The organism is Erythrobacter longus (genome assembly GCF_000715015.1).
Classification (GTDB): Bacteria; Pseudomonadota; Alphaproteobacteria; order Sphingomonadales; family Sphingomonadaceae; genus Erythrobacter; species Erythrobacter longus.
On sequence record NZ_JMIW01000009.1, the window covers coordinates 116667 to 139014 of the forward strand.

General features: G+C 54.8%; 19 protein-coding genes. 7 read left to right on the forward strand and 12 right to left on the reverse strand.

Annotation, left to right across the window (positions count from 1 at the left end; genetic code table 11):
• Positions 1-68: 68 nt before the first annotated feature.
• The 3 genes from EH31_RS15865 to EH31_RS15875 all read left to right on the forward strand — a co-directional run bounded on the left by EH31_RS15865 (position 69) and on the right by EH31_RS15875 (position 4251).
• Positions 69-791 (forward strand): polysaccharide biosynthesis/export family protein, encoded by a 723-nt coding sequence (locus EH31_RS15865; protein ID WP_241765960.1) that lies wholly within the window; start codon positions 69-71, stop codon positions 789-791.
• 6 nt (positions 792-797) lie between these two features.
• The gene (locus EH31_RS15870) at positions 798-2999 is read left to right on the forward strand and encodes a GumC family protein (RefSeq protein WP_034962176.1); all 2202 of its coding nucleotides are present in this window, start codon (positions 798-800) and stop codon (positions 2997-2999) included.
• Between the two features lie 79 nt (positions 3000-3078).
• Positions 3079-4251, forward strand: coding sequence for a glycosyltransferase (locus EH31_RS15875; RefSeq protein ID WP_034962178.1), 1173 nt, complete (start codon positions 3079-3081; stop codon positions 4249-4251).
• Positions 4252-4264: 13 nt separating this feature from the next.
• Here the strand turns inward: EH31_RS15875 and EH31_RS15880 are convergent, their stop codons facing one another.
• A complete protein-coding gene (locus EH31_RS15880; RefSeq protein WP_034962180.1) occupies positions 4265-5209 on the reverse strand; it encodes a glycosyltransferase family 2 protein in 945 nt (314 codons plus the stop codon).
• A gap of 192 nt (positions 5210-5401) precedes the next feature.
• Here EH31_RS15880 and EH31_RS15885 point away from each other — a divergent pair, with 192 nt between their 5' ends.
• Both EH31_RS15885 and EH31_RS17070 read left to right on the forward strand, forming a co-directional pair.
• Positions 5402-5668 (forward strand): spike base protein, RCAP_Rcc01079 family, encoded by a 267-nt coding sequence (locus EH31_RS15885; protein WP_034962182.1) that lies wholly within the window; start codon positions 5402-5404, stop codon positions 5666-5668.
• On the forward strand, positions 5668-8631 hold the full coding sequence (locus tag EH31_RS17070) for a hypothetical protein (RefSeq protein WP_051699360.1): 2964 nt from the start codon (positions 5668-5670) through the stop codon (positions 8629-8631). The genes EH31_RS15885 and EH31_RS17070 overlap by 1 nt, the downstream gene beginning before the upstream one ends.
• A gap of 17 nt (positions 8632-8648) precedes the next feature.
• On the opposite strand, the gene EH31_RS15895 is transcribed toward EH31_RS17070, so the two are convergent.
• The 8 genes from EH31_RS15895 to rfbA all read right to left on the reverse strand — a co-directional run bounded on the left by EH31_RS15895 (position 8649) and on the right by rfbA (position 17451).
• Entirely contained in the window at positions 8649-10109 is a 1461-nt protein-coding gene (locus EH31_RS15895; RefSeq protein ID WP_034962183.1) for an oligosaccharide flippase family protein, read from the reverse strand.
• Between the two features lie 23 nt (positions 10110-10132).
• Positions 10133-10906, reverse strand: coding sequence for an O-antigen ligase family protein (locus tag EH31_RS17675; RefSeq protein ID WP_161782164.1), 774 nt, complete (start codon positions 10904-10906; stop codon positions 10133-10135).
• A gap of 669 nt (positions 10907-11575) precedes the next feature.
• Positions 11576-12904, reverse strand: coding sequence for a polysaccharide pyruvyl transferase family protein (locus EH31_RS15905; protein ID WP_034962187.1), 1329 nt, complete (start codon positions 12902-12904; stop codon positions 11576-11578).
• 56 nt (positions 12905-12960) lie between these two features.
• Complete coding sequence (locus EH31_RS17075; protein ID WP_161782165.1) at positions 12961-14112, reverse strand: glycosyltransferase; 1152 nt, start codon at positions 14110-14112, stop codon at positions 12961-12963.
• Between the two features lie 10 nt (positions 14113-14122).
• Positions 14123-15172, reverse strand: coding sequence for a dTDP-glucose 4,6-dehydratase (rfbB, locus tag EH31_RS15915; RefSeq protein ID WP_034962188.1), 1050 nt, complete (start codon positions 15170-15172; stop codon positions 14123-14125).
• Positions 15165-16022, reverse strand: coding sequence for a dTDP-4-dehydrorhamnose reductase (rfbD, locus tag EH31_RS15920; RefSeq protein ID WP_034962189.1), 858 nt, complete (start codon positions 16020-16022; stop codon positions 15165-15167). The genes rfbB and rfbD overlap by 8 nt, the downstream gene beginning before the upstream one ends.
• Positions 16019-16564 (reverse strand): dTDP-4-dehydrorhamnose 3,5-epimerase, encoded by a 546-nt coding sequence (gene rfbC, locus EH31_RS15925; protein WP_034962190.1) that lies wholly within the window; start codon positions 16562-16564, stop codon positions 16019-16021. Before rfbC ends, rfbD begins: the two co-directional genes overlap by 4 nt.
• Positions 16561-17451, reverse strand: coding sequence for a glucose-1-phosphate thymidylyltransferase RfbA (rfbA, locus tag EH31_RS15930; protein WP_422110934.1), 891 nt, complete (start codon positions 17449-17451; stop codon positions 16561-16563). Before rfbA ends, rfbC begins: the two co-directional genes overlap by 4 nt.
• 195 nt (positions 17452-17646) lie before the next feature.
• Between rfbA and EH31_RS15935 the strand changes: the two genes are divergently transcribed.
• Together EH31_RS15935 and EH31_RS15940 are read left to right on the forward strand one after the other, a co-directional pair.
• Complete coding sequence (locus EH31_RS15935; protein WP_152553607.1) at positions 17647-18804, forward strand: nucleotidyltransferase family protein; 1158 nt, start codon at positions 17647-17649, stop codon at positions 18802-18804.
• Positions 18801-20456, forward strand: coding sequence for an ABC transporter ATP-binding protein (locus EH31_RS15940; RefSeq protein WP_241765961.1), 1656 nt, complete (start codon positions 18801-18803; stop codon positions 20454-20456). Before EH31_RS15935 ends, EH31_RS15940 begins: the two co-directional genes overlap by 4 nt.
• A 22-nt stretch (positions 20457-20478) precedes the next feature.
• Here the strand turns inward: EH31_RS15940 and EH31_RS15945 are convergent, their stop codons facing one another.
• The 3 genes from EH31_RS15945 to EH31_RS17600 form a co-directional block, all read right to left on the reverse strand.
• Positions 20479-20760 carry a PqqD family protein gene (locus tag EH31_RS15945; RefSeq protein WP_034962192.1) on the reverse strand — a complete coding sequence of 94 codons (282 nt, stop codon included), beginning with the start codon at positions 20758-20760 and terminating at the stop codon, positions 20479-20481.
• A gap of 30 nt (positions 20761-20790) precedes the next feature.
• Positions 20791-21654, reverse strand: coding sequence for a hypothetical protein (locus EH31_RS15950; protein ID WP_206742048.1), 864 nt, complete (start codon positions 21652-21654; stop codon positions 20791-20793).
• Between the two features lie 545 nt (positions 21655-22199).
• Positions 22200-22328, reverse strand: a complete 129-nt coding sequence (locus EH31_RS17600; RefSeq protein WP_152553608.1) for a lasso RiPP family leader peptide-containing protein — start codon at positions 22326-22328, stop codon at positions 22200-22202.
• Between the last annotated feature and the right edge of the window lie 20 nt (positions 22329-22348).

Genomic DNA, 22348 nt, shown 5'->3' on the forward strand with positions numbered 1-22348 from the left:
CGCAAAGCAGTTGCGCTGGGGTCACACGCTCTCTAAGAGAGGGTCCAAAATGGGGTAAAAGGTAGGGTATGAATATCTCAAGACATTTTGGTGCAGCAATCGCAATGGCCGCCTTTGGTCTAACCGCATGTGCGTCGTCGCCTGCGCCCATCGTCGGCGCGGCCGTTTCACAACCGCGTGCTGATCTTGGCCAAGGGCTCTATTCGCAAGCGCGCCCCGCAACCTATGCCTTGCGCCCTTCTGATCAGATTTCGATCAACGTCTTTCGCGAACCAGACTTGTCCGTGGGAGAAGTCATGGTCGGCGTTGATGGCTCGGTTTCACTCCCGCTTCTTGGTACTATTCCAGCAGCAGGGATGACCACGCGCGAACTGGAACAAGACGTTGCAAAACGCCTTCTTGCAGCTGGCCTTCGCACTCCGATGGTAAGCGTCAACATCGCGAACTATGCATCGCACCTTGTCACGGTTGAGGGTTCTGTCGAAGATCCCGGCGTATACGCCTTCCAACCCGGTTCGCGCCTTTCCTCTGCAATTGCCATGGGCGGCGGTCCAACCCGCACCGCCAATACTCAACAAGTCGCAGTCTTTCGTGAAAGCCCGGACGGCGTCATGATTGCTCTGTTCGACTATTCTCAGATGCGCCAAGGCACGATGCTTGACCCGGTTCTTGCCCCAGGCGACCGGGTTGTCATGGGGACCGATGGCCTGCCTGTGTTCTATCAAGACGTCCTGAAAACACTCCCGGCTCTTGGCGTATTCGCCACTGTCGCGGTCCAAAGCGGCAACTAAACAACCATGAACGACCGTTCGCTAATGCAGGCCCCTGGCCAAGATCCACGGCAGGGGTGGGTTGATGCCTATATGCCCGATGGCCAAGTCGGTCACTTTGAGCCCCCTCGCCCACTGCTGGACCTCTCTACCATCAGAGGGATGCTCTACCGGCAGCGCTGGTTGCTTGCAGGCGTCGTTGTGGCTTCGCTTATTGCAGGGTTGATCATCACTCTGTTGTCGACCCCGATGTATGAGGCCCGCTCGACGGTTCGTGTCGAGCCTTACGGTCAGTTTATTGTCGAGGGACAAGACGTTGAAGCTGGCATTGCCAGCAACCAGGTGTTCGATTTCCTGCAGACGCAGCTTGCCGTCATCAAATCGCGCAATCTTGCCACGACCGTCGCGCAGAACCTTAATCTAGGCGAGCGTTCAGCCTTGCTTGGCGCAGATTTTGACGAATCTCGCCCGCCAAACATGACCGACGAACAATGGCTCCAAGCCAAGAACGAAGCCGCCGCAGGCCAGCTTCAATCGCAGGTCGCAGCCGCAATCCCTGATGATAACTGGATCATCACGATCAGCTACCGCTCATCAGATCCGGTTCTCGCAGCGGAACTCGCCAATGCGTATGCAGATGCCTTTGCAGAATCCGATACCCGCAGTTCGATTGAAACAAACGAATACGCGCAAGAATACCTGCTGGATCAGATCAATCTGATCCGTGTGCGTTTGCAAGAGGCCGAAGAGGCCACGAACAACTACGCTCGCGGTGCTCAGATCATTCTTCAACCGGGCGAAGGCGAAGACGCTGCTCCGACAACGCTGACCAGCACCAACCTTTCATCTGCCAACGCCCGTTTTTCAGCAGCGCGGGCAGATCGTATTGCAGCGGAACAAAAATGGCGGGCGATCCAGAATGCCCCCGCCGACCAGCTGCCCGCAGTGCAAACAAATTCGGTTTTGCAGGGTCTTGTTTCGGATAAGATATCCAAGGAAGGTGAGCTCATCGAACTGCGCCAGCGCTACAATGATGAATTCCCGCAAATCCAGAACCTGTTGCAACAAATCGCAGTCCTCGATCGCCAGATCGCTGACCGTGGCAATGCCATCAAGGCGTCGATCCGCAACGACTACATCGTCGCACGCAACCAGGAGCAGGCACTTCAGGCAGAACTCAACAGCCTGACTGGCGAGACATTGAGCGAGCAGGATGATCAGGTTCAACTGAGCGTTCTTGAACGCGAGGCAGAAGCGCTCAGAGGCCAGCTCGAATCGCTTTTGACGCGCTACAACCAGGTAACCTCTGCTGCCAATGTTGATGCGGGCGCCTTCAACAAGCTTGATAGCGCAGTGGTGCCTTCAACGCCTTACGCGCCGAGCCTTTCGGTCAATTTGACCATGGCTTTGGTCGCCGGGATTGCGCTGGCTGGTGGTCTTGCACTGCTGCGAGAAACCTTTGACGATCGCATTCGGTCGCTCGAGGAAGTCGAAGACAAGCTGGGTCTGCCGCTGTTCGGCCAAACGCCGTATGTCGACGAGCGCGATATCGAGGTTTTTGGCAACGACTTCAGCACACTTATGGAATCCTACGCCTCGATCCGGTCGAGCATAGACTTCTCGCTTTCCCGAGAGCGCAACGTGCTGCAATTTACCAGCACCGAGGCGTCTGAAGGTAAATCGACAACCGCGGTTATCCTTGCCGAATTGTTTGCGCGCATGGGCCGCAAGACCTTGCTGATCGACGCCGATTTGCGCCGTCCAACGATTGCCAAACTGCTTGATATCGAAAAACCCAAAGTGGGCCTCGTCGAGGTTCTCCTTGGCCACGTCAAACTTGAAGACGCGATAATCAAAGGGGTTCACGACAACCTCGACATCCTCGCAATTGCTGAGATTCCAGCGAGCCCAACCGAGCTTTTGGCAGAATCTTATGTAGGCGAGTTGATTGCCAAGCACCGCAACGATTATTCGCTGATTATCTTCGATTCCAGCCCTGTCATGGGCCTCGCCGATGCGCCGATGCTGTCACGCGTTGTCGATGGTACGATTTTCGTCATGGAAGCGAACCGTATTTCGTTCGGCAAAGCCAAAACAGCCAAACGTCGTTTGCAAGCAAGCGGCGCGAAGATGCTGGGCGTTATTCTGACCAAATACCGCGCGCTCGAAGCGGGTCAGGACTACAGCTATCAGTATAGCTATTACCAGTACGGCGGCACCAAAGAATAAGGCGAGGGGATTGGCATAGCCGTCCCTTGCTCTATTGCTGCCGCGCTGACCTGATAATCAGCCACGAACAGGCCGAGAGATGACCAGCCGAATTCTTCACGTCAGTGGCGATTTTCCTGATCCCATCGAGCCGTTCAAGACCCCCGTCATCCAAAGCTTTCTGGAGCTTACCTCGGAGAGTTTCGAACACGAGGTGGTGTCAATTAACAGGGTAGGCCCCGGAGCGTTTGGCCTTGTTCGGACACTCTTGACCCCGGACGCCCATGTGACTGACCAACAGGCATTCGATGCCGGCACAGCCCTTCGATATTCAGCTCCCGGCCGCGGCATTTTCCATCAGACGATGCTAGAGCGCCTGGGAAAGCACATCGCCGATATGATCGCAGCATCAGGCAAACCCGTGCCGCTCTTGGTGGGGCACAAGCTCACAATTGAAGGAATTGCCGTTGCCAAAGCATCAAAGATCACTGGCATTCCATACGCGCTCACGATCCAAGGCAACACCGACCGCAGGATTTTGAAAGCAAGGCCGGACCTTCGCAGGCTTTTCCGAAAAATCCATCAGAATGCCAGCGCGGTTTGCACATTCACGCCCATTGCCAAGGATGCGATTGAGAGCGCGCTGGGGAAACGCGAAGATGGTATCGCTCTCATCCCTTGCCCAACAGAGCTCGATACTATCGCAGCACCGAGGGTCACAAATGGCGATGTGATTTCAGTCTTCCATCTGAAAAACCACGCTGTGAAAAATCTTGATGGCCTGGTGAATGCAGCCAGCCAACTCAGGGGAGAGGAGCGCGGTCGAAAGATCTCAATCCTGGGCGGTGGGAGCGATGCAGAAATCGCACATTGCAAACAGTTGATCGCAAGCGCGCCTCAAATCCAGTTGGAAGGGCCGGTCGAACGCTCCTCCATGCAAGCGAGGATGAACGAGGCTTGCGTGTTGGTTGTGCCTTCGCGGGCGGAATCGTTTGGCCTTGTTTTTGTTGAGGCTCTCTTCGCAGGGCTGCCCATCATCTATCCCAAGGGGACCGCCATTGATGGGTACTTTGACGGCTTGCCGTTTGCGCAAGGGGTCGATGCCCGCTCACCTCATTCAATCGCTAAAGCGATAGAGCGGGCCATCAAAGAAGAGAGTGAGATGAAGGGGGCGCTGGCCAAGTGGCAAAAGTCCGGCGCTGCCAGTTTCTTTGCCCGCAGCGCAATTGCCAGCAGCTACAAATCAGTCCTTGAGAGCGCTTTACGCAGGTAAGCGTGTTGTAGGCCTAATAGCCTTTCAGCCACTCCTTACGCGCATCCCAAATCTTCGCCCATTCGGTTGCGGTTTCTGAATTACCGGAAAGACGCGATTGGACGATCGATCCAAGCCTCCGGTTCGCAATCCAGAACCACATCAGCATACGCCCTATTGGCGCAAGTGCGCTAGGCCAGTGATCGTCGATCAAGCTCACTTTGGCACGCATGAGCTTGATCTGCTTTTGACTGCGCAGCGTCGTCGAGGCCCCAACCAGATGCATGATCTGCGCATCGGGCGTTATCATGGGAGAATAGCCAAGCCTGGCTGCACGAAGGCACATATCGGCTTCTTCGCCATACATGAAATACTTGCTGTCAAAGCCGCCAAGCTCGTTCCACAAAGAGCGCTTCAACAAGAAGAAACAGCCCACCACGATATCGACTTCGCGCACGCTATCGCGTTTCCAGCCACCGATAGCCTCTGGATTGAAGAAACGTGAGTTCGGGAATGCGCGGCTAAGGCCGAAAGCACTGCAAAACAGGCTCCAAGGCGAGGATTTCTTCCAGCATGATGCCGGGTTTAGTGAGCCATCAGGATAGACTGTGCGTCCCCCCACAATACCAGCTTGAGGGTTTTCTTTTCCAAAGTTGAGCAAGTTCACAACAGCGTCTGGATGGGTTTCAGTGTCAGGGTTGAGCAGCAGGAGCCAATCGGTCTTAGCTTTCGCTGCCACCCGGTTGTTCGCCTCTGCAAAGCCCAGGTTCTCATCATGCGCGATCAATTCAACCTGAGGGAATTTTTCAGCGATCGCCTCGGCAGAGCCATCCGCTGATGCGTTGTCCCAGACAACGACATGCATCTGAACATCGCCTGCGTTTTCAAGCAGGGTTTCGATCGCTTTCAACGTCAGTTCGCGCGTGTTCCAGCTGACGATGATGATCGTTACTTCGGCGCTTTGAGGTGGGGCAAGCATGATGAGAAAAAGGGCCTGTTTGCAGCAAGTGTATGTTCTTTAGCCCCACCCATTACGCAATGGAGCGCGAACAGTCACGGACAAACAAAGCTGACGACTGAGGTTTTCTTGCCATCACCAAGACGGAAAACAATAACTTTCCTACATCAATTGTTCTTCTTATGTTCTTTTCGAATCCAAGGAGAATAGAAAATGCCCCAAGACCCTTTTTCAAGCACTGACAGTGTCACCTCCCCTGCGCGCGAATGGTTCGATATTGTGCCCAACGACAATTCAGACCTCAGTTTTGTCCCAAAAGCCATCTTTGTCGGAACAGGCGGGGATTTGGTCGTTTCCAGCGCCAGCACAAACACTGAAGTCATCTTCCGCAATGTGCCAAGCGGTTCGGTCTTAGACATTCGCCCTGCAGCGGTTCGCGAAACAGGCACCACAGCTACGGACCTGGTGGGGCTGATCTGATGGTAGGGTTCGGTTTTGGAACCGGCTTTGGCAATGAGTTTTCACGGTTTGCGCATTTTTCGGATGGGCAGCCGGCAAACCAGGGTTTGAAGCCAGGTAGCAATTGGGACGGCGCGCCCTCCAGCGGCTTTGCAAGTGTTCCGACCGATCCGGCGCGCACCACTGCAAAGCCGGTTTGTCGCTTGCTCACCCCGCCACGGCAAACCGTGCGGATTGCGAATGTGATCGGCGTGTTTGCAGCGGCCAACAATGACGGATCGTTGATCCCCAATCTCGGGCTCTCGCATGTGGATTTTCATTGCGAAGGCAACGTACTTCGCGTCGAAAGTCCGACATTCCGCACTTTTGAGCGCGCGGATGGTTCGACCTATGAAATACTGGGTTGGTGGGTCACATTGAGCAAGCCATCGGGCAAAGAAGGCATCGCACACGTCTATGCCGAAGCCGTGCCCAGCGATGGATCGATGCAGTCACGGATTTCAGGGCCTTTCAGCTATCTCATGGCATCGAAGACCTTCGATTATGATGTGACCGTGGCGGCGAGTGGCGGCGCAGACTTCCTTAGCATGGAAGATGCCTTCACCCACCTCAGAGCCCAAAATGCTCAGCACCCACGGGTCCGTGTTCTTGAGAGCGGTGAATATGATTTGGGTAATGCCAATCGTCATTCACCGGCAGGTTGGTGCAGGATTGAGGCGGATGCGCCGGTGACGTTTCTTCAAGCACCCCCGGCGCTGGAAGGGGATTTCACCCGCATGCGGCCAGGCATGGAAAGCCTGCACTTCAAAGGCCCTGAGATCACAATCGACTTTGTCGAAACCTTGGAGTTTTACACCGAACTTGAAGATGGTGAGCATTGGCTTGATGGGATACACATCGTCCAAAGTCGGGGGCGCGAAAACCTTTGGCGTTCAGTTCCGCGAAACATCATCCCCGCCTTATTTCGCAACGGCGCTTGGTTCACTGATTGCGTTGTGACCGATGTGAATGATGTGTTCGACAAGGCTCCGCTGGTGCGTGGATGCAGAACTTCGGCAACATGGGCAGATTTGGCGCAAGACGCCTTGTGCTTTGTTGCGAACGAAGTCGAAGACCACTCAAGCGCATTCTATTACACAAATGTCGACGCCATGGGCCTCACCTATTCCGGGACTGGAACAGCGACAGTCTCGATCCGCAATTCGCCGCGAAGCCTTGTCCTGAGAGTGGATGGCGTTGACGTGGCCAGCTTTGCATTTGATGGCAGTGAGCAGGCTTTTAGGGATGATACGAACTACCGCGTTGCAAGCGCCGTAGATTGGGTCAATTCTCAGACGGGTTGGTCCGCGGCGCTTCTGGATGATACACGAGCCGGCGTTTCTTTATCTCCTCCCGGGACCACCAATGGAGGAGCGCAAGAAGATATCGCAGTGCCAGCCACGCTGCCTACCCACTTCGACATCCACTCAGACATTTACCAGCTGCCGATCTTGCCTGAATTTCGGGAGAATATGGTCTTTGCGTTTAATCGCCTGTGGCAAATTGACGCACAGAACATCTTTATCCAGGACCGGCCCGGGGTGCTCGATAGCGTTGTTATCGGCAATGCGCTGTACAACAACCTTGGTACGCCGGACGAAGGGCTGCAATCTGACCTTGGCGGGATGATCAGTCACGGGGTGTTTGCGCATAACACCATGGCAACGCAGCGCGCTTTGATTTCATCTGATGGTCAAGGCGGCGATATCTACTCCCTGATTGCCAACAATGTGATCCTGCGTATGACCGTGCGAAACGGCGACCCGATCCCACCTGCCTTAACGGTGAGAGACAATCACGTTGTGCAGGAGGTAGGACTTCCCGCAGGGCTGGAAGGGACATCAAGCGGAGGGGATAGCACAACGCTCTTCAACGATGCCATCAACGGCGACTTTACCCCCACTGGAGACTTGCTCATCAACGGGGCGTCACCATCTGTTGCGAATGATCTCGTCGCAGGATCATTCCCTGAGATTGCCAGCAAAGGGGCACTCGCCGCCGTTGCCACAATCAACACAGGTGATCCATTGCCGTCATGGAGCATCGCGCCCTCTATTACCGGCATAGCCGAGGTCGGGGAAACCTTGACGGGTGATGATGGCGTTATCGAAAATGGGGCAGTGAACGATCGGCAATGGTTGCGAGGCGGGCTTGCGATCCCGGGCGCGATCAACACCAGTTACACTCTGGTTGCTGACGATGAGGCCACGCTCATCGCATACGCGGTCGAGGCAACTGGCCCGGGAGGCGTCAATTTTGCCGTCAGCGCAGACGTTGGGCCTATCGCAGCAGCGACTGGGCCAGGAGATGATCTGGTGCTTGTCGATAGCGTTCAGGGCGGCGGCTCTGCAGGCTCGGCATCGGCAACAGGCCTTATCGCGTCCGGCGCCAACAGACAGGTGTTTGCCATGGTTGGTGCAGGCACAAGCGATGCGGTCAGCAACATCGGCTGCGTCATCACCGGTACCAGCGGCACAGTCGCCATGACCCGGGTCTTCTTCAGCGGCACACAAAGCGCCAACCCAGCAAGCTCTCTGGAGGCATTTGCCGGGTTTGTGATTGATGAAGCGAACCTGCCGGGTGATGGGCCTTATGACCTTGTCGCAAGTGCAACTGGAGCAAATGTTCCAGACAAAGTTGGCATTGTTGCAAGCTCTGTCGCCAACGCGCCCATTTCGCCCACTATCGCGTTTGAGCGCTCTGCCAGCATTACGGCCAGTGCTAGCGCAGATGGCACTCTTGTATTGGCGGGGCTTGGTTCAAGCACTGCTACGAGCGGAGCGGCGATGACCGGTGCGACCCAAGTGGAAAACCTGTTTTCCTACGGAGACGGCATCCAGCTTGGTTGGGCCATGGCGGACACAGGACCACTCACAGTTACAAACTCCGTTAATGGTCGTAACGTAAGCGCGCTTGTCCTGTTCGAGCCTGCCCCCGTGACTTAGTCACCGCTTTCGTGAGGTCACGCACTATGATCATTGGGCCTTAGCCGTTTGCGGCTTTGCTCAATGATCATGGTGCGCAACTCAGCAGGAACGACAAGCACCGCACCAAGCAGTGTGAGAGATCCGACAATCACCCCGGCCAGCAGCTTGTATTCAGGTGCTGGCAGCATCTCCACTGTCATTATCGCAACCAACAGGCCTAGTGTGGCTGGGATCTGGGTAAACCAGAACCGCCAACTTCCGAAGCCTGAACTGGCGACGAGGAAGAGCGCCTCGAACGTGCGCCTGAAGAGAAAGGCGCCCACAACTCCCATCAACCCGTATGTGTTAGCGCAGTATAAGAGCAAGGCGAGGTAGGGCACGATCATGCTGAGCTGAAACTTGGCAACAAAGGCCCCGCGCTCCTGCGATTGCAAGAACACAGCCATCGTTTGAACGATTGCCGTCACGTAGAAAGCGCACAAGAGCCAAGTGCCTACTTCGACAGATTGCGGGTCCAAATTATTGCCGAGCCAAACGACCAAAAGCGGTTCAATCAGATAGATCAGACCCACGATCATCGGCGCAAAACACGCCGACATTACAATCGAATAATACAGCGCCATTTTCTGCGCTTTTACGCCCGCGGAGACTGAGAGGCGGGGAAAGAGCACTTTGATGAGCGACTGTGGGATCAATTGGAGACGGCTGACGATCTGAAACGGGATTGTGTAGGCGGCGACGGCAATTGCGCCCAATTGCGCACCAATGACCATCCGATCCAAGGTTAAGAGCAACGGCGCAACAATCGCGGTTGCCATGATCCAGAACCCAAATTTCAACAGAGCCTGGGACCGATGCCAGCTCACGCGAGCCTGCTTTCCGCGCAGCTGTGAGCGCCAAAGATCAAGCAGCAGAAACAACAACCCGAGGCAATAGGCGGTAAGGCTGGCCCACAAGAGGACAACCATATTGGCCCCAAACATTTGCGCAAACAGCAATGCCAGAAGTGGAAGGCCCCCATTGCACACCATCATCGCCAGCGAGGCAGTGGGAAAGCGCTCTTTGCCGATCAAAGCTCCAAACACCGCGCGCGAAACACCGCTGACAAAGCTGGATACGCCAATAAGCCAAATGGATGCGACAAGCTCGTGCTTTACTGCTTCGCTCACTTCAAAAAACTGACTGAAAAACACAAACGCGACAACGCTCGCCAGAACGGCTGTGGCAGGGCTGACGACTAAGGCGGTTACAAGGCCCGTTACCATCGTATCGCGGGCCGTTTGCTCATCATCCTCTGCGCGCGCAACAGCATGCGTAATGGCTGTTCCCACTCCTTCAAGAATGTGCGCCGAATAAATCAGGAAAAGCCAACATAATGCCAGCGCACCATAACGCTCGGCCCCAATTGTACCGAGCAGGAACGGCAAGGTGATGACCGTGATAAAGACAGGCACAACGCTGCCTGCGATGGAAAAGAGGCTGTTCCTGGCTAGCATAACTCTTGGCCGGACCCAGGGTCTTAGCGCGGGTTTGGCGTCTGAGGCGCGATTTGAGGGTTTGCCCCGCGCACCATCTGTTTTGGCATCATCTGCCCCGGCATCATCGGCTGTCCAACCCGCGCTCTGCTGATCGCAATCATGCACGACGTTGCAATCCCAAGCGCGATCATAAAGAAGACATTGGCTTCCGAGAAAAACGTCACTGTCATCGAGATGAAGATCAAAACAGTCAGCATAATGTTCAATCCAACGACCAAGTTCCGGTCTGCGCGCGCAAGGAACGTTGCGTTTCGACCAAGCGAGAACATCACTATGAGTAGTGCAATCGCGAACAAAGCGGGTGTCACCAATCCGTGCCGAAGAGCCATCGCGAGAAAATGAGCATCGATCGCGTCTGTCAGCCATGCCGGCTTTTCGTATACGGCAAACCCGATACCAAATAGCGGGTTATCCATCACCGTCTCGCTCCCGTATCTCCATTGCAATCGACGAATATAAGCAGTCGCAGGATTGAGAGTGAAACGGCTGATAACGCCAACTATACCGCCTTGAAGGGCAATCTCCGCAAGAACACCGTAAAACGCGATCACAGCGGCCAAAAGCGGCCAACGCAAAGGGCGAAGGACTGGCAAAAGCCGGTCAAAAAGAACCATCCCTGCACCCAATGCCAAAACGAGAAAAGTGGCAGAGGAAAGCGAGAAGAATGCCGCAGAACATGCAAATACGCCCGCCAAAAGGGCTCGGCGTTTGAGGCCACTCATAAGATAAACGGGAAGCAAGCCTCCGAGGATCACTCCTCCGAGAATTGGAAATGAGAAAACACTGTAGGCTCTCCGAAGCCCCAATCGGATTTCATAAAGGAGATTAAGAGAGCCCTTTGCGACGCCGCCTTCATAATTCACAGCGCTGCCAAAAATTGATGTGTAGAAAGGCCTAATAAATAGCTGTCTCGACATGCTCTCTACCACAAAGAAAAAGGCAGCAAACACAATACCGGGCAGAATTAGAATTAGAACTCGGCGCAAATCGTTAAGATTGGAAATTGACCCACGCGCGATCAAGTAAGCTCCGAAAGTATCGAGAACAATCGCAAGTGAACGGACACCGCCTTGCGCGATCCCATACAGGCTCATGAAAGACAACACCATCCATACGCAACCGATGGCGACTAGCATATCGACCGAAGCGGCGCGGCCTGTTGTCTTAGGAGCCAAGTACACGAGAAATGGCAGCCCGATAATTATTGCGATGCGGAATGCGTAAAGGTTTAGCCCGCCAACAACGACTTTGACCTCAATTGGAAAAAGCAGGAAAGAGTAGAATAAAAGGACAATCGGCAGCACCCTTAGATTAGGGTTCAAGCATTTCTGACGAAATGGCTGCGGCAGCCGAACCGGTCTCGGGTCAGGTATTCGCCTCAAGTCGCTTTCAGAGTTCATAGCTTGTCAACCAACCGCTGAGAATTAGAGGATAGAACGTCGGACGCGCGCTTGAACGCGGGCATTCAAAATCTTTGCGCAGACGTCCGATTTTTTCGCCCACCGTAAGATCGTTCGCTTGAGTTCAGCCCTCCAGTTTTTCGTAGGGACCAAGTCAAGAAGCAGCAGTTTCTCGACAGTATCTTGCGACAAGCTCTTCGTCGGCCCTTTTTGCCTTTCCAAGCTTTGTGCGAGACTGTCAAAGGCCTTCAGCGCGGTGGTGATCGCCGCTTTTCGATTGTTTTCGCGATCCTGACCGACACTTTCAACGAATATATCGCATATCGCTGGAATAGTCATCGCCATACCGAAATCGACACCGGCAGCCATAAGCGTTTGGCGATGCTTACCTTCAGCCTTTCCCTTACCGACATAGCCCGCAAAGGGCAGACCGAAAGAAACCGCGGTGACACAGGCATGCAGCGAACTGGTAATGACCCCCGCACTCATCCCAAGTATTGCTGCTGTAGAAATGATGTCCTTGCTTTCCAACGGGGCAAGCTGAATTTGGCTTTCATCCAAACCTTTATGAATCAACAATTCGCGCGCGGTCTGAAGAGTGCGCCGGTCATCCATGAAATGACAAACCGGAACCAGTAGCACCGGCACGTCCATTTGCTTGGCGGCTCGCGCGACTTGATCACACCATTCCCCGAGGTCATTGGTGAGGTAAGGCGCTGAGATGTGAGCAACCATGTAACGGCCGATCTCATAATTGTCGGGCAACCATTTGAGTGCCTCCGACGCCCATTCCGGCGAGGTCTTTAACGTCGATAGCGCGAAAACAGGATCAACCTCGACTGGAAATCGGCCCCCCAATCGTGCTGCTGTAACAGCATCACGCACGCTTACTGCGGTCGCATAAGACAGCGCATCGCCGATCTCGTCTGGCGCGTCCTGGTGCACATTTGGCATCCCAACACTGTGAACATAAAAATCAGTAATCCCTTGAGAAGCAGCTAATGTGGGCGCCAGCCACAGGCGCGCATAAGCACTCAAAGTTGCAGCCGGAAAATTGAAGGTCCCAGCGCTATGTCCAAGCCAAATCGTTTCACCGCCGCATAAAATGAGCGCATCCTCAGGAAAATCGACATTGGTGAGCTTACTCGGAAGAGGCCTGATTGGACCATAATCCATGATGCCCGCCGACTGCGCCATCGGCGAGTAAAAGCTGAAATCAACCCCCGGTATGCGCTCTTGCAACAGATGCATGTAGACATATGGAAACAAACAGTCTCCGTAATTGGCGACATCAAAGGTGCCAACCAAGCCGATCCTTTTTGCCGGCTGGGATGTGTTGTTTTGATCTTGCATCAAGGTGGAACCTCAGATTTCGTTCGATATCGATTTAAAAGAAGAATTGTTGGGTTCTAAGGCCTGAGTAGCCTAGCAACATTGAGCAACAATTGCGCGCGCTCTGTCCCGACTGCCCTATATTCAAACTGATCTACTTTTTCGCGAGCCTTAATTGAGAGCGAACGCCGAAGCGGTTTGTCCATTGCTAGCTTACGCAACGCTTCCGCAAGCGCATGGGTGTCACCCGCGGCCACAATCATTCCAGTAACATCATGCTCGATGAGGCGAGCAGCCCCCATTGGGGTCGTGATGACAGGTATTCCGCAAGCCGCCGCTTCGTATGTCACTTGCGGTCCACCTTCCTCGAAAGTCGGAAAGACAAAAACGTCGCAAGAGCGGTACAGCGACGCAACGTCGCTGACAAAACCAAGGTGGCGTACTCCGGGTTTCGAACAAGCATCATCGATCATCGGCTGGAGGCACGGCTCGGGCGCGCCTGCCATTATAAGTTCGCCATCGACTGCTGCCATCTCCCATGCCTCCAGCAGCGTGGATATTCCCTTTCGCACATTCATCAGCCCAACAAAAACAGCGCGAAACCGCGTGGTGTCATCCGACATGGTGGGCGCGGTATTCGGCGCAAAGCGCGATGCAGTCCAACCGAATGTCGATGAAAGAATGCGATCCCTTGCAACACCCAAAGCAAGCAAGGCAGCATCAACTTCAGCATTGGAGGAGAAAATGAAATCGTGCAGCGCCAGCTCTGCGTTCTCGCGATCAACCATAGCTTGTGTCAATCCGTGCGTTGGCTGGACACCGGCCGCCCGATAGGCCTCATCAAGGACGGGTTTAGCGTGCGCGAGCGGGCTGTTGATCATTTCGCGCACACAGACCATGCCTTTTGCTTTGGCATAGCTTACCAGATCGGCGGGTGTGTTGGGCCAGAAATAGGCGATGGTCCCGGGCTCGGCCGAATCGACCGCAGCGCGGAAAGCCCTTCTTAGCAATCGCTTCGTGAAGGGAGACACCAGCTTGAATGGCAATTTGCGAAGCAACCGTCCCCCCGAATCAACCGCCGCGACGCTCTGCGGAAGCTGCGCGCGCGCGCGCTGGACGAAAACAGTTGTTTCGATGCCCTGACTGGCAAAATGCTCGATAATCCGCACACAGCTTTCCGCCGGTCCCCTGCCGGTATAGGAATGTGGTAGATAGACTAAGCAGTTCATAATTGGCCTTTTAGGCTGCGAGCGGCCGCCACCACTGTTCATTTTCGAGATACCAGCGCAGCGTTTGGCGCAGGCCCTCGTCAAAGCTGCGGGTCGCTGCATATCCAAGCTCGCCGCGCGCTTTGGTTTCATCAATCGCATAACGGCGATCATGGCCTGCACGGTCAGTCACAAAGGTCTTGAGCGTTTCGCTCTTCTGACCCTTGGCAGCGGGCGCGTCCGGGTAACGCTCACCAAGGCCCTCGACCTCTTCAAATGCCAGATCCACCTCGCGGCATATCGCGGCGATGACTTCGAGATTGGGCAGTTCTGCCCCGCCCCCGATATTGTAAGTTTCACCCGGCACGCCTTTTTCAAGGCAAGCCTCGATCCCGCGGCAATGGTCTTCGACATGCAACCAGTCGCGCACATTCATGCCATCGCCATATATAGGCAGGTTCTTGCCCGACAACGCGTTGAGGAAAAACAGCGGGATCAGCTTTTCAGGGTATTGGTAAGGACCGTAATTGTTCGAACAATTGCTGGTCGTTACATTCAGGCCATAGGTGTGGTGATAGGCGCGGACCAGATGGTCAGACGCGGCTTTTGACGCGGAATAGGGCGAGTTTGGCGCATAGGGCGTCGTCTCGCTGAACGCGGGATCATCATTCCCAAGAGAGCCATATACCTCGTCGGTGGAGATGTGGTGAAAACGGTGATCTTTGCCATCGCCATCAAGCCAAACCGCCCGCGCTGCCTTCAAAAGTGAATTAGTGCCAAGGATGTTGGTGTCGATGAAAGCGTCGGGGCCCGTGATCGAGCGGTCGACATGGCTTTCCGCGGCAAAGTGCACAAGCGTGCTGATATCGCGTTCACGCAGCAGCTTTTCGACCAATTCCTGATCTCGAATATCACCTACGACAAGCTCTGCAAACGGCGCGTGCTCAATCGTTGAGCGATTGCCGGCATAGGTTAGTGCATCCAGCACGATCACATGGTCATCTGGATGATGCGCATTCCAATAATGCACAAAATTACCGCCGATAAATCCAGCACCGCCGGTTACGAGCAAATTAGCCAAGAGCTTTTTCCTCTTTCAACATAGCGCGCAGATTCTCGCGCCAGGGAGTGTGCGTATCGCCCAAAACCGTGCGCGTGGTGCTGCTGTCGAGCACAGAGAATGCGGGGCGGGTCGCAGGAGTTGGATAGTCAGAAGTGGTAATCGGCTTGATCGTTGGAATGCGCTCAATAAGGCCGATTTGCTGCGCTTCTTCTGCGATAGCGACGGCAAAGTCATACCAGCTGATTTCACCTGCATCGCTGTGATGGAAAGTCCCGGCAGCCCCTTTTTCGATCAAGCCCCAAATCGTGGTCGCAAGCCCGGTTGCCCAAGTCGGCGCGCCAATCTGGTCAGCCACAACGCCAAGCTCATCACGCTCTTTCATCAGGCGGATCATTGTGCGCACGAAATTTGCGCCGCCTGCCGCATAAACCCAGGCCGTTCGCACAAGGATGTCCTGGTCACGCAAATGGTCCTCGCCCGCTGCCTTGGTCCGGCCATAGGCGCTGATCGGGGCGCGCGCGTCGTCTGGCTGATACGCCTGTGATGAGGTGCCATCAAAGACAAAATCAGTCGACACATGGACAAGCTTGCCCCCCGACTGCTCCATCGCTTCGACCATAATCGCCACCGCATCAGAGTTTATCGCAAGGGCTAGGTCTTCTTCCTCTTCGGCCCGGTCAACCGCAGTGTAAGCCGCGGCGTTGATGATGATCTCAGGCGCCTCAACCGCGAGCCGTGCAGTCAGCATCGCGGCATCTGTGAGATCCACGTCATCCACGTCGATCGCGCTTATTTCAACTGTGCCGGGCGCTGTTGCCTGGAGCGCCCTGCCCAATTGTCCACCTGCTCCTGTGATCAAAACCCTCATGGAAAGACCTTCACATCAGCCAGCGCCAACCCTTTGGCATCCTTTGCCGAAATGATCGGATCAAGGTTTTGGACAGGCCAATCAATCCCAACGGCTGGATCATCCCATGCCAGAGTATGCTCTGATTGAGGGGCATAGGGCGCGGTGCATTTGTAGAGGAAATCGGTGTCGTCGCTAAGCGTTAAAAACCCATGCGCGAAACCTTCCGGCACCCAGAACATTCGCTTGTTTTCAGCGGAAAGCTCTACGCCGACCCATTTGCCAAAGGTGCTAGAACTTTCGCGAAGGTCGACCGCCACATCAAAAACTGCGCCATTGGTAACTCTGACAAGCTTTCCTTGAGGGCCCGGATTCTGGAAGTGCAGCCCTCTTAGAACGCCCTTTTGCGAGCGGCTGTGATTGTCCTGTACAAAAGCAGTGTCGATGCCAGCGTCTTGAAAGGCAATCTCGTTCCATGTCTCCATGAAAAATCCGCGTTCGTCCCCAAAGACGCGCGGTTCGATGATGAGTACGCCATTGATAGCGGTTTCGATGATGTTCACGGCAACACCGGCTTTTCAAGCAGCGCAAGCAGATACTCGCCATAACCCGACTTGCGCAGCGGCTCTGCAATCTGGGCCAACTGCGCATCAGAGATAAAGCCCTGACGCCAGGCGATTTCTTCAGGACAGGCAATTTTCAGGCCCTGGCGTTCCTCGGTAATGCGAACATATGTCGCCGCATCGAGGAGCGAGGCATGGGTTCCGGTATCGAGCCATGCAAAACCGCGCCCCATGATCTCAACCGACATCGAGCCTTCATCAAGATAGAGGCGGTTGAGATCGGTGATTTCAAGCTCGCCGCGCGGCGATGGTTTCAGGTCCCGGGCCCGGTCCACAACGGTTTCATCGTAGAAGTAAAGGCCCGTCACCGCGTAATTGGATTTGGGGTGGGCGGGCTTTTCCTCGATCGATATCGCACGGCCTTCACCGTCAAATTCAACCACGCCAAAGGCTTGCGGGTCCGTCACACGGTAGGCGAATACGCTCGCACCTGTGTCCCGTGCGTTAGCGCTCCGCAAAATATCTGGCAGGCCGTGACCATAAAAAATGTTGTCGCCCAGGATCAGTGCACTGGGGCCGCCGGCAACGAAATCGGAGCCAATGTGAAATGCCTGCGCCAGACCTTCTGGCCGCGGCTGCTGCGCGTAGGAAAGGTTGACGCCAAAGTCGGACCCATCGCCAAGCACGCGCTGAAACTGCTCTGCATCTTCGGGCGTCGTGATGATCAAGATGTCTTGAATGCCCGCCAGCATCAACGTGCTGAGCGGATAGTAGATCATCGGCTTGTCGAAAATCGGCATCAACTGCTTCGACACGCCTTTGGTCAGCGGGTACAGCCGCGTGCCTGATCCCCCTGCGAGGATAATTCCCTTGCGCGGTTTTGTCACGATTTTCGCCTTGATTAACCCTACACCCTGAAAGCGCATTGTGCTTTGCAGCATGCCCTATAGGGGTCAAGGCTTAATGTGTCCTTGTGGAGCGGGCTTGTTGCTATCGCTGGTAAATGCGTGGCATTTGTCGCATGGCACGGGGAAATTTACGGTGTTGGGATAACCCAACTTGGGATCGAATTCGCTTATCCAATGAACGACATTGCATCCATTGATGACTTTCTTGCCAAGTCCTTGCGCACGGTTCGGGCCGGGAACCTTGCGCCTTGGAAAATGGATGGGTCGGTCAACTGGGAAACCGTTTGGAACCGCATCGAATACCACGGTATCGCCTTTCTCCTGAACGCACAGGCAAATCGTCTTACCACATGGCCGGAAGGCTTAATGGAACGCATGGCGGAAGAAGCGCGGCTCATCGCGCTTTGGGAAACCACCCATCATCATTGCGTCTCCAAAGTGCTCGATGGTCTTAGCAAAACCGGGGTTGAAGCCACGGTGATGAAAGGCACAGCGCTTGCCTATTCGCTGCATGAAGAGCCCGCCACGCGACGGCGCGGTGACACCGATTTGCTCGTGCAGCCCAAAGATCAGGAGCGCACCCGCGCGGTTCTTCAAAAGCTCGGCTGGTATCGCAAAGATGATCCGCATGGCCTCTATTATCAGGAAGGCTGGCTGCACGATGCAGCGGGATTTTTCGTGCATTCGATTGACCTGCATTGGGAGCCATCGGACAGGCCGGTGCTCCAGAGTATTTTGCCGCTCAGCGAATTTTTTGACGACAGGCGCCCTGTCCCAAAGCTCCATCCCGCAGCGTATCGACCTCACCCTGCGTTGATGATCCTCCATGCAACGATCAATCAGAAATGGCACGCCTTGCATGGCTATCATTCAGAAAGTGGCCGGTTGACCAGTCCGCGTCGCCTGATCTGGTCGGTTGATCTGGATCTCCTTTGCCAAAGCATGGCGGATACAGATTGGCAAAAGCTCGAAGCGCACTGTGATGCTCATGGCGTTGGCGCTCTGGTTGCTGAGGCCTTGCGCGGCATGCAGATCGACCTTGGAAACAGAGTTCCAGAGGCAAGCTTGGCCAAGTTTGAAGAGCGCCCACTTGATCCGACAATCGCCGCCTATTTCGCCAATCCGGACAGCCTGAGCCAGTTCTGGATCGACGTAAAGAAGGCCAGATCGCTCAGGCAAAAAGCATCGCTTGTGATCACACGCGCCTTTCCGCCTCGGGCGCATTTGGTTGAGAAGTATCCCGCATCTGCCAAATGGCCCACGGCATTCTTGCAAGGACGCCTGCTGATCGAAACCGCCGGAAGAGTGGTGCGGAAGGTAGGGTCACGGTGAGCGCCTCGTTTTGGATTGAATGGGCCCGGCGATTTCGGTGGCAATTGGCTGGCATCAGCACGCTGACACTCTTGAGCTCGATCGCGACATTGGCTGTGCCGTGGCTTGCGGCAAACGCATTGGGAGCGATCGTTTCATCGCCGGGTGAAGCACCAGATCTTAGTCAAACGCTGATCATTTTGGTGATTGTTCTGGCGCTTCTCACGGGGCTGAATATCGCCGCTGCGATCCAATCTGAGCATGCCTCCACTCGTATACTCACCGATCTTCGCAAGCGGATTTATGAGCATGTCCAGATCATGCCGCTGAGTTTCCATGATGAGCAGCGCTCGGGCGATGTTCTCGCACTCACCTCCTACGAAGTGGGTAACTTGAGCGATTTTCTCGCCAGCACCCTTGCCAATGCACCGGCGATCTTGCTGACCACTCTTGGGGCAATCGCGATCCTTTATTGGATCGACCCAGTCATGGCTTTGATCGTGCCGCTTCTGGTTCCAGCTTTTGCGATTATGATCCGCCTCACAGGGCGGCAATTGCGCGGCCTTTCCGGAAAAGTGCGCGCTGCCGAAGTCGAACTTGTCGCAATTGCAGAACGCGACCTTGAGATTTTGCCAGCGATCAAGGCGTTCGCCACCGAAGATCACCACACCTCACATTTTGCAAAAGCGGCGGAAAACGCGCGGGTCTACGCGCTCAAGCAGGCTCAGCTTAAGGCCTTTATTGGCCCTGTCATGGCCTTTATCGCAGCGCTTGCTGCAATCGGAGTTCTCATGATCGGAAGCGGCGCGCTCACCGGCGAGGCCTCTTCGCCCTCAGAGGTGTTCGCCTTCTTGCTTTACGCCGCTTTGCTGACACGGCCCGCTGGCGCTCTCGCCACGATGTACTCGTCCTATCAAATGGCTCGTGGGACGCTTGCGCGGCTGGAGACAGTGCTCGCATTCGATCCAGAACCCGGACACAATGATGGTCTTGGTATCACGCGAGCGAAAGGTGCGATCAGCTTTGAAAACCTCAGCTTCTCATACCCTAATCGCGCACCCGTTCTGTCCAATCTCAACCTCAAGATTGAGCCGGGTGAAACCATCGCGGTTACCGGTGAGAACGGCGTGGGCAAATCGACATTGGTGCGGTTGCTCCTGCGGTTTTACGAGGCTGGGTCTGGCCGGATCACGCTGGATGGGACCGACATATCTGAGTTTCAGATACGCGAATTCAGGCGCCAGTTTGGATATGTTCCCCAACGCGCTTTGCTTTTCAACGGGTCGATTGCAGACAATATCGTGTTTGGCCAACCTTCCGAAGACCAGCAACAACAGATCAAAACGGCCGCACGAATGGCGCAAGTCGACCGGTTTTTGGCAGATCTGCCCGATGGACTGAACACGCAAATCGGCGATCACGGCGTAAAACTTTCAGGCGGACAGCGACAGCGCATTGCCCTTGCAAGAGCGCTCTTTGCGAATCCCCCAATTATGATTTTGGACGAAGCGACCAGCATGTATGATCTGGAAAGCGAGGCTGCTTTCGTTGAGGAATGTGTTGAGGTTTTGAAGGACAGAACAGTTATTCTGATCACGCACCGACCAGCCAGCCTGAAACTTGCTGACCGCGTCATTAAACTTGGCACCGAAGGGGTGCGCGAACTCAGCTGATTAGGGTCAGGACCCTAGGTGATCAGGCGGCCTTGGCAGCAATCAATGCCTGTTCTTGCAATTGTGTAGCAAGGGCGATGAGATCGGCTTCTATACGTTCACGCGGGGCATCAAATTCGTTTTCAATCTGATCGCAAATCGCGTTCAAATCTCGCAAGCCATCCGCCAGCAATTCCCAAATGCGTGCACCCACCGCATCAAGTCCAAAATACTGCCCGGAATTCAAATCAAGCAGCACAAGCTCGCCGCTGACTTCGCGTACAACCACATCTTCGGACACTGTAAATTGATCAGTGAGTTGCATGAAAAAGCCCCAAAATCGCTCAATATTTCATCACCGTAAGCTGGAAAAAGCCTCCAGCACGGCGCTGCGTACTCGCGGCAGTTCTGCGTAGTCGCGGGTAAAGTCAAGAGCATAGCACGCGATGTCCTGAGACAGGTCAGCCATGCGAGTGAAATGCCCCTTCAGCCTCGCCTTGTCCGTTACATCAAGAATAAAAGCGTGCGGCATCAGCGCACCGAGAGCCTCCTGGCTTGAGAGCTGGCGGATCGAAAGCGGCGCGGCGTGATCGGTGCCTAGCAGGAATATTTGGCGCAACGGCGCTTGGGCCTGTGCAAATGGCAGCGCTTTGCCCGCTTCAACGTCTTGTTTGAGATCATCGTTTTCGAATTCAGTGTCATCACCGAGCAAGAACCGGGCGCTGTCTGCAAATAGCCTCAGCTTTGAGCGTTTAGGCTTCAACCAATATGTGCCATCTTCAAGTCTCAGATCAATCACATCTTCAGTGAGAAACGGAAAACCGGCACGGGCAAACGACCCGGCAAGCGTCGTCTTTCCGCCCCTTGAAAGACCAAGAAATGCGATGACACCGTCTTCGGCTGTTCCCGACTTGCTGGCCGGAGCGACTACTGCGCTACCGTGCAGGTAGAGACCTCCGTGATGGTTGCCCAAAATTGGCTCAATCGCATTATGGTAGAGATTGGTGAGCGTTTGCCCGTCACAGTCCGGGGTGGGCCAACCCGTAATAGCGAAGGTCTCGCCCTCGCGCTGTAGACTAAAATCGGCCTGGCCCGGAAACCTAATCAAGAAACCAGATCCCTCACGGCGAAACTCCGCCATACACACACCGCCGGGCGCAACCCACCGATCGTAGGGTTCGTTTATCAGCGCCGATTGTTCCCGCGGTGTCTCTTGCATCCAAGTCATAGCGCCTGCCTCTAACCGCAAGTCATCCCATGTTCCAAGGCCGAGTTTGAATAGTTACGCCAACGCAATTTGTCATTCTCGAATGCTCGCACCCAAAAAAAATCGAAAAAAGTGTAAAATTGCAGCAATTTGGCCGATCTGCGCTGCAGTGCAGCATCGCTGAGCTCTCCGAAAATCGCGAGCCTTGTGCGAATCACTTACCAACAAATGCAGAGCGTGGTTCAATCCAAGCGAGCAAAGATTTCGATCAGCAGCAAGATCGGCGCTCATTTTTGTTGAAGAGTAAGCGCGCGATCCAGCGCGCAGCTTCATCGAGTAAGCAGACGCGGCTCGTTAGCGTGCGCCGGTCAGCCGATAAACAAACGTCGCCAAAAAGTCAGCAGCGCATGTCAACTCTCTATGCCAGGGTAAAGCAAAAGTGAAAAACCAATTAAAATCAGCTGCTTACGCCCCAAAACAAAAAGGCACCCCCAGTGGGGGTGCCTTGAAGTTTCAGTCTGCATCAACGCCTTAAAGCGTCGGTAAGACCGATGAATTTAGAAGCGTGAGTTAGACGCCGCACCATCACGGAAACGGGTCTGGCTTCCGCCGGTGAGGTTACGAACCGAACCAAATACGGTCAGCTTCGGAGCCTCATACTTCGCTTTTTCAAAAGTCTTAATCATTGATTCTTCCTGTCCAATTG

What these genes read in the sequence shown, in the direction of transcription:
- EH31_RS15880 (WP_034962180.1), bottom strand. Translation starts at nt 5,209, where the DNA reads ATGCTTGCCCCACCTCAAAGCGCCGAAGTAACGATCATCATCGTCAGC.
- EH31_RS15870 (WP_034962176.1), top strand. Translation starts at nt 798, where the DNA reads ATGAACGACCGTTCGCTAATGCAGGCCCCTGGCCAAGATCCACGGCAG.
- EH31_RS17075 (WP_161782165.1), bottom strand. Translation starts at nt 14,112, where the DNA reads ATGAACTGCTTAGTCTATCTACCACATTCCTATACCGGCAGGGGACCG.
- EH31_RS15935 (WP_152553607.1), top strand. Translation starts at nt 17,647, where the DNA reads ATGAACGACATTGCATCCATTGATGACTTTCTTGCCAAGTCCTTGCGC.
- EH31_RS15950 (WP_206742048.1), bottom strand. Translation starts at nt 21,654, where the DNA reads ATGCAAGAGACACCGCGGGAACAATCGGCGCTGATAAACGAACCCTAC.
- EH31_RS17070 (WP_051699360.1), top strand. Translation starts at nt 5,668, where the DNA reads ATGGTAGGGTTCGGTTTTGGAACCGGCTTTGGCAATGAGTTTTCACGG.
- rfbD (WP_034962189.1), bottom strand. Translation starts at nt 16,022, where the DNA reads ATGAGGGTTTTGATCACAGGAGCAGGTGGACAATTGGGCAGGGCGCTC.
- EH31_RS15895 (WP_034962183.1), bottom strand. Translation starts at nt 10,109, where the DNA reads ATGCTAGCCAGGAACAGCCTCTTTTCCATCGCAGGCAGCGTTGTGCCT.
- EH31_RS17600 (WP_152553608.1), bottom strand. Translation starts at nt 22,328, where the DNA reads ATGATTAAGACTTTTGAAAAAGCGAAGTATGAGGCTCCGAAGCTGACC.
- EH31_RS15945 (WP_034962192.1), bottom strand. Translation starts at nt 20,760, where the DNA reads ATGCAACTCACTGATCAATTTACAGTGTCCGAAGATGTGGTTGTACGC.
- EH31_RS15865 (WP_241765960.1), top strand. Translation starts at nt 69, where the DNA reads ATGAATATCTCAAGACATTTTGGTGCAGCAATCGCAATGGCCGCCTTT.
- EH31_RS15885 (WP_034962182.1), top strand. Translation starts at nt 5,402, where the DNA reads ATGCCCCAAGACCCTTTTTCAAGCACTGACAGTGTCACCTCCCCTGCG.
- EH31_RS15875 (WP_034962178.1), top strand. Translation starts at nt 3,079, where the DNA reads ATGACCAGCCGAATTCTTCACGTCAGTGGCGATTTTCCTGATCCCATC.
- EH31_RS15905 (WP_034962187.1), bottom strand. Translation starts at nt 12,904, where the DNA reads ATGCAAGATCAAAACAACACATCCCAGCCGGCAAAAAGGATCGGCTTG.